17 protein-coding genes are annotated in these 12,499 nt (G+C 35.5%); all 17 read right to left on the reverse strand.

What is annotated here, in order from left to right:
• Positions 1 to 7: 7 nt before the first annotated feature.
• The 17 genes from tkt to hcp all read right to left on the reverse strand — a co-directional run bounded on the left by tkt (position 8) and on the right by hcp (position 12,484).
• Positions 8 to 1,912 (reverse strand): transketolase, encoded by a 1,905-nt coding sequence (gene tkt / locus CSUIS_RS07940; RefSeq protein ID WP_086298437.1) that lies wholly within the window; start codon positions 1,910 to 1,912, stop codon positions 8 to 10.
• A 2-nt stretch (positions 1,913 to 1,914) separates the two neighbouring features.
• Complete coding sequence (locus CSUIS_RS07945) at positions 1,915 to 2,742, reverse strand: polyprenyl synthetase family protein (protein WP_086292855.1); 828 nt, start codon at positions 2,740 to 2,742, stop codon at positions 1,915 to 1,917.
• Positions 2,739 to 3,800 (reverse strand): DUF7488 domain-containing protein, encoded by a 1,062-nt coding sequence (locus tag CSUIS_RS07950; protein ID WP_086298438.1) that lies wholly within the window; start codon positions 3,798 to 3,800, stop codon positions 2,739 to 2,741. The genes CSUIS_RS07945 and CSUIS_RS07950 overlap by 4 nt, the downstream gene beginning before the upstream one ends.
• Positions 3,797 to 4,114, reverse strand: a complete 318-nt coding sequence (locus CSUIS_RS07955) for a YbaB/EbfC family nucleoid-associated protein (RefSeq protein ID WP_086237474.1) — start codon at positions 4,112 to 4,114, stop codon at positions 3,797 to 3,799. The genes CSUIS_RS07950 and CSUIS_RS07955 overlap by 4 nt, the downstream gene beginning before the upstream one ends.
• A 55-nt stretch (positions 4,115 to 4,169) precedes the next feature.
• Complete coding sequence (gene panD / locus CSUIS_RS07960; RefSeq protein ID WP_086298440.1) at positions 4,170 to 4,517, reverse strand: aspartate 1-decarboxylase; 348 nt, start codon at positions 4,515 to 4,517, stop codon at positions 4,170 to 4,172.
• Positions 4,507 to 5,796, reverse strand: coding sequence for a UDP-N-acetylmuramoyl-L-alanyl-D-glutamate--2,6-diaminopimelate ligase (locus CSUIS_RS07965; RefSeq protein ID WP_086298442.1), 1,290 nt, complete (start codon positions 5,794 to 5,796; stop codon positions 4,507 to 4,509). Before CSUIS_RS07965 ends, panD begins: the two co-directional genes overlap by 11 nt.
• Complete coding sequence (locus CSUIS_RS07970) at positions 5,777 to 6,322, reverse strand: hypothetical protein (protein WP_086242386.1); 546 nt, start codon at positions 6,320 to 6,322, stop codon at positions 5,777 to 5,779. The genes CSUIS_RS07965 and CSUIS_RS07970 overlap by 20 nt, the downstream gene beginning before the upstream one ends.
• A 114-nt stretch (positions 6,323 to 6,436) precedes the next feature.
• Positions 6,437 to 7,231, reverse strand: a complete 795-nt coding sequence (locus CSUIS_RS07975) for an autotransporter outer membrane beta-barrel domain-containing protein (protein WP_086237478.1) — start codon at positions 7,229 to 7,231, stop codon at positions 6,437 to 6,439.
• A gap of 61 nt (positions 7,232 to 7,292) precedes the next feature.
• Positions 7,293 to 7,421, reverse strand: coding sequence for a hypothetical protein (locus CSUIS_RS08650; protein ID WP_257789240.1), 129 nt, complete (start codon positions 7,419 to 7,421; stop codon positions 7,293 to 7,295).
• A 206-nt stretch (positions 7,422 to 7,627) separates the two neighbouring features.
• Positions 7,628 to 7,903 (reverse strand): NifU family protein, encoded by a 276-nt coding sequence (locus tag CSUIS_RS07980; RefSeq protein ID WP_086237479.1) that lies wholly within the window; start codon positions 7,901 to 7,903, stop codon positions 7,628 to 7,630.
• A 130-nt stretch (positions 7,904 to 8,033) separates the two neighbouring features.
• Complete coding sequence (rplQ, locus tag CSUIS_RS07985; protein WP_086237480.1) at positions 8,034 to 8,390, reverse strand: 50S ribosomal protein L17; 357 nt, start codon at positions 8,388 to 8,390, stop codon at positions 8,034 to 8,036.
• Positions 8,391 to 8,406: 16 nt separating this feature from the next.
• Positions 8,407 to 9,405, reverse strand: a complete 999-nt coding sequence (locus tag CSUIS_RS07990) for a DNA-directed RNA polymerase subunit alpha (protein WP_086237481.1) — start codon at positions 9,403 to 9,405, stop codon at positions 8,407 to 8,409.
• Positions 9,406 to 9,418: 13 nt separating this feature from the next.
• Positions 9,419 to 10,045 (reverse strand): 30S ribosomal protein S4, encoded by a 627-nt coding sequence (rpsD, locus tag CSUIS_RS07995; protein ID WP_086298444.1) that lies wholly within the window; start codon positions 10,043 to 10,045, stop codon positions 9,419 to 9,421.
• Between the two features lie 27 nt (positions 10,046 to 10,072).
• Complete coding sequence (gene rpsK / locus CSUIS_RS08000; RefSeq protein WP_086225407.1) at positions 10,073 to 10,465, reverse strand: 30S ribosomal protein S11; 393 nt, start codon at positions 10,463 to 10,465, stop codon at positions 10,073 to 10,075.
• Positions 10,466 to 10,474: 9 nt separating this feature from the next.
• Complete coding sequence (gene rpsM, locus CSUIS_RS08005) at positions 10,475 to 10,843, reverse strand: 30S ribosomal protein S13 (protein ID WP_086225406.1); 369 nt, start codon at positions 10,841 to 10,843, stop codon at positions 10,475 to 10,477.
• A 3-nt stretch (positions 10,844 to 10,846) separates the two neighbouring features.
• On the reverse strand, positions 10,847 to 10,960 hold the full coding sequence (rpmJ, locus tag CSUIS_RS08010; protein WP_002848032.1) for a 50S ribosomal protein L36: 114 nt from the start codon (positions 10,958 to 10,960) through the stop codon (positions 10,847 to 10,849).
• 198 nt (positions 10,961 to 11,158) lie between these two features.
• Positions 11,159 to 12,484, reverse strand: a complete 1,326-nt coding sequence (gene hcp, locus CSUIS_RS08015) for a hydroxylamine reductase (protein WP_086237484.1) — start codon at positions 12,482 to 12,484, stop codon at positions 11,159 to 11,161.
• Positions 12,485 to 12,499: the final 15 nt, after the last annotated feature.

A 12,499-nucleotide genomic window follows, 5' to 3' on the forward strand; every position in this document is an offset into this window, starting at 1 on the left:
ATTGACTTTATTTAATCATCTCTTTGGCTACATTTACTATATTTGTAGCACTAAATCCAAAATGCCCAAATAGCTCATCAGCTGGAGCTGAGGCTCCAAAAGAGCTCATTCCAAGCACATTATCAGCAAATTTATACCACTCAAGCGCACTTGCAGCCTCTACGGCTAAAACCTTAGTATTAGGCAAAAATACACGCTCGATATAGCTACCATCTTGCTCGCATAAAAGCTCAAAGCAAGGAGCTGAGACGACATTTACACCAATACCGCTATTTTCTAGCAATCTAGATGCTTCAAGGCATAATCCAACCTCGCTACCGCTAGCTACAAGTGTTATTTGTGGATTTTGGCTCTCTTTGATTAGATATGCACCATTTTCCACGCTACCAAATTTAGGCTCATCTAATGGATTTAGCCCCTGTCTTGAGCAGACAAAACCACAAGGAGCATTTAGCTTAAGGGCGATCTTCCAGCACTCCACATTTTCAGCACCATCAGCAGGACGAAAAGTATAGAAATTTGGCATAGCTCTAAATGTGCTAAGCTGCTCGATTGGCTCATGTGTTGGGCCATCTTCTCCAACGCCTATACTATCATGCGTCCAGATAAAATAGTGCCTAAGCCCCATAAGTGCTGCTAGTCTAGCCCCAGCCTTAAGATAATCACTAAATATAAAAAATGTCGCACTAAAAGGGATAAAAATCCCATATCTAGCATACGCGTTACAAATCGCCGCCATAGCGTGCTCTCTAATGCCAAAATGCAAATTTTTGCCATTTGGATAATCGCCAAATCCTTTTAGCTCGGTTTTATTGCTTGGAGCTAGATCAGCACTACCACCGATAAATCCAGGTAAAGCAGCGGCAATAGCATTTAAAATTTTACCATTGCTATCCCTTGTTGCCATCTTTTGACCTTTTAATACAGGGAATTCAATCTTGCTAAAATCAGGATTTAAAAGCGAATTTAAAAGCTCTTTTTTCTCTTTATCTAGCTCACTTACCCTCTTATCCCACACAGCATTTGCCAAATCGCCCCTTTCAAGTGCGAGATTAAACCAAAATTTCACATCATCATCAACAAAAAAAGTTAAATTCGGATCAAATCCCGCCGCCTCCTTAGCCTTAGCTATCACCTCTTCACCAAGCGGAGCACCATGTGCGTGATGGCTTCCTTCTAGCTCACCAGCGCCTTTGGCGATCTTTGTTTTAGCAATTATTAAGTATGGTTTTGTCTTGTTTTTGGCCTCATTTAGAGCAAATTCAATCTCATCATAGCTATGCCCATCAATCTTAGCCACCTCAAATCCCGCCGCCTCAAACCTTACCTTAACATCCTCAGACCACGCTATAGCCGTATCACCCTCTATAGTAATCTCATTGCTATCATAAATTATTACTAAATTATCCAAATTATGCTTACCAGCTAAGGCGCAAGCCTCATAGCTAATCCCCTCTTGTAAATCTCCATCCCCACATAAGCAATAGACCTTATGATTAATAATATCACTACCCAATAAATTCTCAGCTGATTTAGCCGCCATCGCAAAGCCAACAGCATTTGCAATGCCTTGACCAAGTGGCCCAGTAGCAATCTCCACACCAGGAGTCTCGATCTCTGGATGACCTGGAGTTTTAGAGTTAAGCTGACGAAAAGCCTTTAAATCATCTATGCTAATATCATATCCACTAAGATGTAAAAAGCTATAAACCAAGCTACTAGCATGACCACCACTAAATACTAATCTATCGCGGTTTAGCCAAGTTGGATTTTTGGGATTGTGATTTAAATGAGTGCTTAAAACCGCAACTATATCAGCTAGTCCCATCGGAGCACCTGGGTGACCTGAATTTGCCTTTTGTACCATATCAGCACATAGAAATCTTATCGTATCAGCTTGCTTTTTATACATTTTCATCCTTTTAAATATCTGTTTATTAGATCCAAGATTAACTCTTTTACTTTGATATTTTGAATTTGATCTACTATCTTAACTTCTAGCTCATCTCTAATGCGTTTTGCCTCATCTACGCCAAGTAAATTGGTAAATGAATTTTTAAAAGTATCGTTATTTGTGGGTTTCCCAGCGATTTGAGCGTTGCTAGTGGCATCTATTATATCATCGTGAATTTGAAATGCTAATCCAAGCTTTAGCCCAGCTTCATATATCTTATCACACTCTTTATCACTAGCTCCGGCAATTACTGCGCCAATTTGCATACTAGCTGCGATGAGAGCGCCAGTTTTGTGTAGGTGTAGGAATTTTAACTCATCTAAATTTAATTTTTTATTTTCAAAATAGCAATCAATGGCTTGACCAATTACCATACCATTAAGACCGCCATTTTTACTAAGTATCTGAATGGATTTAATAGCTATATCCGCTGGCAAATTTGAATTAGCCAAAACCCTAAAAGCTTCAGTATTTAAAGCATCGCCAACCAAAATAGCTGTGGCCTCATCATATTTGACATGCAAGGTAGCCACACCACGGCGAAGATTAGAATTATCCATCGCTGGAAGGTCATCGTGAATGAGTGAATACGCGTGTAGTAGCTCCACTGCTAAAGCCGCTGGATATGGATCACACGATGGATTTATGGCTTTAGCGGTGCCGATTAATAATTGAGCACGAAAATGCTTACCACCTGCTTTTAAAATCCACTCAATTGCCTCGTTAAAATGCGGATGAAAGCTATCTGTTTTGGGTAAATTTGACTCTAAATACTCCAAAAAACTCATTTATTTACTCGCACAAAAAACTGAAAATCATCTCTTGAGATTAGATAGTATGCTTGAGCATTTTTATTTTTCATAATATTATCCACTTCAATGGCACTTTTAATAGCAACGCCATCTATTTGCATAATTTTATCTCCAACTTTTAAACCTAGCTTACTAGCTTTGGAATTTGCTTTTACGCTAGTAATTGTCATTGTTTTATCCACATTTAGTCCAAATTCAGGTAGAAATTTTGGCTTTGGCGGAATCTTTTTAACCTCAGCGGTTTTATTATCATCTATAATATTTTTAGCTGTTATATTTGACATTTTAATATCATAATTTAAAATCTGCGAACCACGCTTAATCTCAAATTTAAGCAAAGAGCCCTTATCGGCAAATAGCACCATCTCATTTATCTCTCTTAAACTTGTAGGCTTTTTACCATTGACTGAGAGAATTTCATCACCACTTCTAAGCTCTTTTCCAGCACCAAATGGATTTGCGCTTACTACTTTTATAGTGGTATTGTTTTCATTAAATTTAACCCCAATATCCCCATAATACACATCATCATAACGCATAAAATGCTTTAAATATCTATTTGGTATAAATCTATCTTCTCCAAGGCTGATCCCAACCATCGAAGCACAATCACAAACTAGCATTCCAGCCTTGCCCGTGCTAAAGCTAAGCTCATCAAGCTGTCCAAGCTCACTACCAAAACTCTTTATATGCCCCATATTTACGATATTTTCTTCTAAGGTCATAACCCACATATCTTGCCTACTATCAAGTTCATCAAGCATAAATGCCCCACGCAAAGTAAATCCAGGCTTGATAAGATATAGCCCAAGATATGGATCAAATTTGATATAATCTGCCTTATTTAGCGGATTACTCTTATCATACACTACAGCTGCATACTCGCCATTTAGAGCGATTGCGATATTATCTTTATAGTTAAATTGCGACTCTCTCATCTTCTCATATATGGCAGCTCTATCAGCTATTGTAGGCTCTGGAGCCGCATTTAAAATCGCCCCAAGCATTAAGATAGCAACAAAAATCCTAATCATAATCCACCCCCAAAAGCACCAAATCCGCCAAGTAGCGATGAAGCCGCTTTTTGCTTCTCTTCATTGGCTAAATTTATAGCGTCATTTATGGCTGAAATTAATAGAATTTGCAAACTATCCTTATCTTCAAGCAAAGAATCATCTATGCTAATATCTAAAATTTCAGATTTACCATTAATTTTTACACTTATTAATCCCCCACCAGACTTACTACAAAACTCCTTTTGTGCGAGCTGGGCTTGGAATTCATCTGCTTTTTGCTGAGCTTGAGATAGCATTTGCGTCATCTTTGAAAAATCAAAATCTTTAAACATCTATTTACCTTTAAATTTTGGCGATTATAGCAAAAGTGCCTTTAAATCTTGCTTTTTAGCCATCTATTTTATTATTTGAATTCACATGGATAATTGTAGGTTGAAATTTCTTAGCCTTTTTAAGGCTCATTGAAGCGTAGCTTACAATGATGATTATATCGCCTACGCATACCTTTCTAGCTGCTGCACCATTTAGGCAAATTTCCCCATCTTTATCGCCTTTAATAACATAAGTAGCAAATCTCTCGCCATTATTTACATCAAGTATCTCTACCTTTTGAAACTCAAGCAAATTTGCTGCTTTCATGAGCTTTTCATCTATGGTGATTGAGCCAATATAGTTTAAATTTGCATCAGTTACAGTGGCTCTGTGAATTTTGCTAGATAGCATCTCAATTTTCATTTTTATCCTTTTTATCTAATATATCTTTTACAACTTCTTGGTCGCTAAATGAATATTTAACCCCATTTATCTCTTGATAACTCTCATCTCCCTTGCCTAAAATCAACAATACCTCATCATTTTGTATATCCATAGCCTTTGCGATTGCCTCTTTGCGATTTTGAATTTTAATCGTATTTTTAGGCATTAAAGCAGCAACTTGCTCTATTATATCATCTGGATCTTCACTCCTTGGATTATCGCTTGTTACAATTGCGATTTTAGCGTACTTAGCGACGATTTGCCCCATTATAGGGCGTTTGCTTTTATCCCTATCTCCACCAGCACCAAATACTACAATCAGCTCTTTATCACACATAGAGCTTAATACCTTTTGTATCCCATCAGGAGTATGAGCAAAATCCACAATAATAGTCGGCAAATGCGATACAATCTCCATTCTACCAGCCACGCCCTTAAAGTCCTTAAGCCCATCGCATATGGATTGTAAATCCAAATTTAATAGCTTTTTTGTAGCAGCGATCACGCTAAGAGCATTATATAGATTAAATTTACCATGTAAATTAAGGGATAAATTCGCCTTCTCATCGCCATTTATAATAGTTGCGTTTATGCCATTTTCTAAATTAATTTTATCAGCATAAATATCAGCGTGATTAGTTGAATATGTGAGCGAATTTATAGAATTATAGCTAATCTCTTTACAATCAGCGTTTATAATCTTATCGCACTCATCATTTAAAAAGCTAGATTTTACCCTTGCGTATTCGCTAAAGCTTTTATGATAATCTAGATGATCTTGGCTTAAATTTGTAAAAATCTTTAAGCTAAATTCTAAGCCTTCAATACGATTTTGTGCTATGGCGTGCGAGCTAACTTCCATTATAAAATATTCACACCCGCTATCAACGGCCTCTTTAATATAGCTAATACTCTCTAGAATTTGGCTTGTTGTTAGCCCCTTTTTGGCTATTTGTCTATCGCCGATAAATGAGCCACAAGTCCCGCTAACTGCACTTTTATAGCCCAAATTTGCTAAGGTATGAGCTAGTAAAAATGCGGTTGTGGTCTTGCCATTTGTGCCAGTAATACCTATAATTTTAATTCGGTTTTTAAGCCCTAAAAGCTCTATAGCCTCGCTTGGACTAATCAATTTTGCCCCAAGATCTAAGGCTTGAGCGGAGTATTTGGAATTTGAATTAGAAAGCACAAAATAGCAACCACTCTTAACTTCTTTAGAATTATCAGTAATAAATCCGCTATTTAAGGCTATTTTCATCTTTATCCCTAATCTTTTGTAGCACCATAGCCACCCTCTCATCGCCCATAAACATTTTAACCGAACTCTCTAAATACTTCAGCCCAATATCGCTAAATCCATTATCTACAAGAGAATTAACAAGATCAAATAACTCATCTTTATGCGTAATAATAATTTTGGTAGAAAATAAAATACTCTCAAATAACTCTTTAAAATCATTATCATTTAATAAATTTTTAAAATCTGCGTAGGTGATGGCATTTTGGCTCTCTAGCATTATAGCGCTCTCATCGTTTGCGTTTTGTATAAGCTCGATAATTTCAAGAATAGTTTGAGTATTATCCTTTTGAGCTGGATCAAAATATATCTCAAATAATGAAAGAGTGTCGCTTGGATTATCTTTTGCCGTGTCGCAAAGCTCTATAAAAGCAAGTATCTCATCGCTTGGAGATCTATTATAAGCAATATTAAAGCTCATCTTAGCTAGTTCAAATTTCCCTTGTTTAAATAGCTTTATTGCAATATCTTTGTAGTTTTGCCCCATCTATTTCCTCTGATTGCAAATTTACGATATGGATTAGAATTTATGGCTAATTATACACAAAATATAAAAAATTTAGATTAAATAGCACCGATTTCTAGGCTTATCTAATAATAATTAATTAAATCTATACGATAAGCCAAAATTTGCACTATATAGCTTATCATCGCTATTTATATCAGCACCTAGATTTAAATTGATACTTAAATTTTTATTAACTATATATAAAACACCTGTATCAATTGCGAAATTTGTATGCTTTTTATCCTTGCTGTCTATTATAAATCCAGCATTGCTGCTAGTAAATGAACTTCTTATCACGCCATCATCTACTATTAAATCTCTTTTAATTTTTAAATCTGTATATAGACTAAAATCATTGAATTCTTGTATAGTCTCAAGACCAATTTTGGCTTTTAAATTCTTAGCTGTGTTGCTTTGAACTTTTTGAGTTTCATATGAGTTTTTATCTTTTAATATATAATCTTCGCTTTTAAAATAGAGATAATCCGCACCAATATATGGCTTTATAGATGTTTTTTCATTTAAAGATACTCTATATCCATAACCCAATCCAAAGCTCATATAACCAATATCAAATTTAGAGTTAAAATATCTATCTAGATTTTGCTCTAAATTGCCATAACCACCAGCTAAATTAAAGTCAAATTCATTACTATCCATAAAATATCTAGTATAAAATCCAAGCTCATATATATTACTCTTAAGCTCTACATTATAACTTTTTGAGTTTGCATATGAAAAGTAAGTGCCTATCAATAAATCATCTACAAATCTATCATAACCAAAAATTCCGCCATAAAGCCTAGGATTTGTCCCATCTTTAAAATCGCCTGCTAGGGTATTAAAATAGAATGAATTTAAAAAATCATCCATCTCATCAGCCATCATAAAAGCAAAAATCTCATTATTTACACTAGCGAATTTCTCCCCTTGGAGAGATTTGATAAAACTAGCTATCTTGCGTGATTATAGCTCGGCTAGATAAGCGTTTATTTATATGTGTTGTGGTAAGAGAGTTAAATGTATTAGCTAAATTTTTAGCCAAACTCGGATATGCTACTACACTATGATTATTCATTGGTTGTGCTATCAAACTTCCCTATTTACGGCAATCTCTTGAGTGTTTGTAGGGATCTCTTGAGTAGTTTTGATGGTTTGCTCAGCAGATTTATCTGAGCCGCCACCACAGCCTAACAGAAAAAATATTGTTATAAAACTAATGCCAATATTTTTTAATACTCTAAATTTTATATCCAGTCCAACTAATAAATTTTCAGATAAAATCTATACCTTTTCTAGATCAAATTCTTGACCAATTGGGATATTTACCACTATTAATTCTGGATGAATATCATTTCGAATTTGCTTTTCAACGCCAAATTTTAGCGTTTGAGAGCTTGCGGCACAGCCGTGGCAATGACCGGTTAAACGCACATAAACAACTCCGTTTTTAATACCCAAAAGCTCCATACCGCCACCATCTCTTTGGAGCATAGGCAATACAACATTAAGACTTTCTAAAACTGGCTCATAAAGCTCTTCATCGCTAAATGGTATCATAAGTATCCTTTATATTTTTAGCAATTATATACAAATATAAAAAACTTAGATTAAATAATATTTTAGAAATTAGATTATAAAGATTATAAATTAGATAAGCTAAATTTGCTAGGATCTCTCCTAGCAAATATCATTCAGATACTAGTTCTATATAGGCCATCTCAGAAGCATCGCCTTTTCTAACTCGTGTTTTGATGATTCTAGTATAGCCGCCATTTCTATTTACATATTTTGGGGCGATTTGTGTAACTAATTTATTAGTTGCTTCTTTATCTTGTAAATATGCAAATACATATTTATGGGCGTTAAAATCGCCTTTTCTAGCTCTTGTGATTAATTTTTCTATATAGCTTCTTAGCTCTTTTGCTTTTGGTAAAGTAGTTTCTATCTTACCAGCCTTAACGATTGCGATCGTAAGGTTTTTAAGCAAAGCAGCACGATGAGAGCTAGTGCGGCCTAGTTTTCTATATCCGTGATTATGTCTCATTATATTTCCTTCGCTTTTATGATTTTAACTCAGCTATCTTTTTTCTGAGTGATTCTTTGCTATCACCTAGCTTATTTTCACCAAATGGATAGCCTATTTCAGCCATTACAGCCTTAATCTCATCAAGAGATTTTTTACCTAAATTTTTAAGATCTTTTAGCTCACTCTCTTCCATCAAAGCAAGCTCACCAATAAATTTAACATCAGCCTTATCTAAGCAATTAAAGCTTCTAGCTGATAAATTTAAATTCTCAATACTCTCTAAAAGTTTTGAGTGCTCGCTAGAGCCTTTAGATGACGCCATAGCCATATTTACATCTATATTTAGGATATTATTAAATATAGACATCTGCTTATACATAGCTTCAATTGAGTTTTTAAACGCCTCTAAAGGAGAGACCTGACCATCTGTAGTTATCGTTAAAACGATTTTTTCATAGTCTGGATTATCTTCAACCAAAACATTTTCTATCTCATAAACTGCATGTTTAACAGGTGTAAAAAATGCATCAAGTGCGATATATCCACTCTCTACGCTCTCTCTAATCTCTTCGCTAGGCACATAGCCAATACCTTTTTCTATAACCAAAGAGAAAGTTAGCTCGGCATCTTCATTAATAGTAGCTAGATACGCATCAGGATTTACTATCTCGACAATATCATTACATAGATCTGCACCGGTAATCTCTTTTGGACCTTTAAAGCTATACTCAATAACCTCATGCTCTGAATCATTTTTAAGCTTAAAGCGTAAATTTTTGAGATTTATGATAAATAGCGTTACATCCTCTAGCATTCCTCGCATACTATCAAATTCATGAGAGACGCCTTCGATTTTAACAGCAGTTGGAGCAAATCCAACTGTGCTTGTATAAAGTAGTCTGCGAAGCGGATGAGCTAGAGTAACTGCATAGCCGGTTTCAAAAGGATACGCTACTATTTTAGCCACATTTTCACTTATTGGGGTAACCTCTATGTCAGTAGGCATGTAAGCTGATGTTGTTATCTTTCTCATCATAATCTCCTTATTATTTAGAGTAAAGCTCGACTATATATCTTTCCTCAACTGGAATGACAATCTCTTCGCGTTCTGGAATTCTTGTGAAAATTCCATATTTTTTATCTTTTTCTACATCAACCCAAGCTACTATACCTGTTTGATTAGTAAGCTCGATAGCACGAACGATTTGCGGATTCTCTTTACTTTTTTCAACAATCTCTATTTTTTGACCGGCTCTTACTCTATATGATGGGATATCCACTCTTTTACCATTTACTAAGATATGGCCATGAGTTACTAACTGTCTTGCAAATCTTCTAGTCGATGCAAAACCCATTCTATAAACCACATTATCAAGTCTTTGCTCTAACAAAGAGATAAGAAGTGCACCGGTATTTCCCTCTCTTCTTGCGGCTTCGGCAAATAATCTTCTAAATTGTTTTTCGCTTACACCATACATAAATTTAGCTTTTTGTTTCTCTCTTAATTGTAGGCCATATTCGCTTACTTTAGCTTTTCTTTGTCCATGTTGGCCTGGAGCGTATGGTCGTTTTTCCAATGCGCTCTTGCCAGCTAGTCTTCTTTCGCCTTTAAGTGCAAGAGATACACCTAGGCGTCTTTCTAATTTTTCAACTGGTCCTCTATATCTTGCCATTATAATTCTCCTAAATTCTATCTACAATTACACGCGGCGGCGTTTTGGTGGTCTGCAGCCATTGTGAGCTAGTGGAGTTATATCTTTTAGATATAGCACCTTAATTCCTTCTACTGCACCGATACTTTTTACTGCTGTTTCTCTACCGCTACCTGGGCCTTGAACTTTGATGCCTACTTCTTTAATGCCATGCTCTTTTGCTTTATTTAATGCATCTTCTACTGCTTGTTGAGCTGCATATGGGGTTGATTTTTTACTACCTTTAAAGCCTAAACCACCAGCACTACTCCACGCTATAGCATTACCCATCTCATCAGTTACTGTAACCATTGTATTATTAAATGTAGCAGAGACATACACGATACCTCTAGCTATATTTTTTTTAACTACTTTTTTCTTAATTACTTTTCTTTTTGCCATATCTTATCCTTATTTAGTAGCAGCGCCAACGGTTTTTCTTCTGCCCTTTCTAGTTCTTGCGTTGGTTTTTGTTTTTTGACCACGCACTGGCAGACCTTTTCTATGTCTTAATCCTCTAAAGCTACCTAAATCCATCAAAGCTTTTATATCCATAGCCACGCTTTTTCTTAAATCACCTTCGACCATGTAATGCTCTTGAATCTCTTTACGGATAGCAGCAGCTTCATCTTCGCTTAACTCATAAACTCTCTTATCATAAGAGATACCTACAGCATCAAGAATTTTTCTTGAAGTATATAGACCTATACCATAGATATATGTAAGGCCATACTCTACTCTTTTTTTCTTTGGTAAATCAACACCTGCAATACGAGCCATACCTTATCCTTGTCTTTGTTTATGTTTTGGGTTTTCGCAAATAACATGAACTATGCCTTTGCGTTTGACAATTTTGCATTTGTCACACATCTTCTTTACAGAAGGACGAACTTTCATCTGAGTCTCCTAAAAATTATTTACCACTTTTACTAGACTGCACTTAGGTCTAAGAACACGCCTAAACCAACTATTTTCAAAACAAGTGGCACACTTTGAAAATACTTCTTTATCCAGTTTGGATGCAAAGCTTGGAATTGTATCTAAAATTGGCTTTAATTTTTATAAATTTAACAGAGCCGTAACTCTGTTAAAAACTTAAGAATTTAAGAATTTTTCTAAATCCGCCTTTGGATCTGAGCTAATTAGCGATAAATTATATTTTTCTACTAAGAAATTTAATATTTCGCTATTTAAAAATTTTGGCAAACTAGGGCCAATATGGATATTTTTTACACCTAAATATAATAGTGCTACTAATATTATTATAGCTTTTTGTTCCATCCACATTAGCACTATTGAAAGCGGCAAATCATTGATGGCTATCCCTGTAGCCTCACTTAGAGCCATAGCTATTTTTACTCCACCATTACTATCATTGCACTGACCCAAATCTAAATATCTTGGAATATTTGTCCCTTCTATTAAACCAAAATCTATATCGTTAAATCTAAATTTACCACAACTTGAAGTTAAAATCACGCAATCTTTTGGCACACTAAGGGCTAACTCCCTATAATACTCTCTGCCTTTACCTGGGGCATCACATCCTGCTATAACAAAAAATCTACGAATTTTACCGCTTTTAATCGCATCTAAAATCTCACTAGCCATAGGCAAAATAGCCTTATAATGATGACCCGTGCTGATTACTTCATCGCTATCAAAGCCACTTACATCATCAAGCTCTAAAGCCTTATTGATTAGTGGAGTAAAATCATCGCCATTAATATGAGCTATGCCTTGGGTGCTTGCGATATCATATCCAAACAATCTATCGCTATATCTAGCACTTTTGCGAAGTGGAACGATACAATTTGTAGTCATCAAAATAGCTCCACCAAATTTATTAAAAAGCTCAGTTTGGTCAAACCATGCTTTACCCAAATTTCCTTTTAAATGTGGATACTTTTTAAGCTCTGGATAGCCATGAGCTGGAAGCATCTCAGAGTGGGTGTAGATATTAATCCCTTTATCTTTGGTCTGCTCTAATAGCTCTTTTAGTGCGTGAAGATTATGACCGCTTACTAAAATAGCTTTGCCACTTGCTTTGTTTTGAGTGATTTTTACAGGAGTTGGGATACCAAATTTACTAGTGTGGGCATTGCTTAAAATATCCATAACCTCTACTCCAGCCTTGCCTACTTTTAGCAATTGCTCGATATGCTGATCGAAATTAAAATTCATATTTGTAAGTGTAAAATATAGAGTTTGAGCCATTATATCATCTACATTTTTTGTATTGGCTCCTAGTTCATTTGCATGGTGGCGATATGCGCTTAAACCCTTTAGGGCAAATATCATCATATCTTGCAGCCTTGCTAGTGTAGCATCTTTACCGCAAGTCCCCATACTTTGCCCTTTAGAGCCACACCCATCATTAGCACTCATCTCACATTGATGACAAAACATCTCTAAATCCATAAAAATCCTTTAAAA

The sequence above is a fragment of the Campylobacter porcelli genome, from assembly GCF_002139855.1.
Taxonomy (GTDB): Bacteria; Campylobacterota; Campylobacteria; order Campylobacterales; family Campylobacteraceae; genus Campylobacter; species Campylobacter porcelli.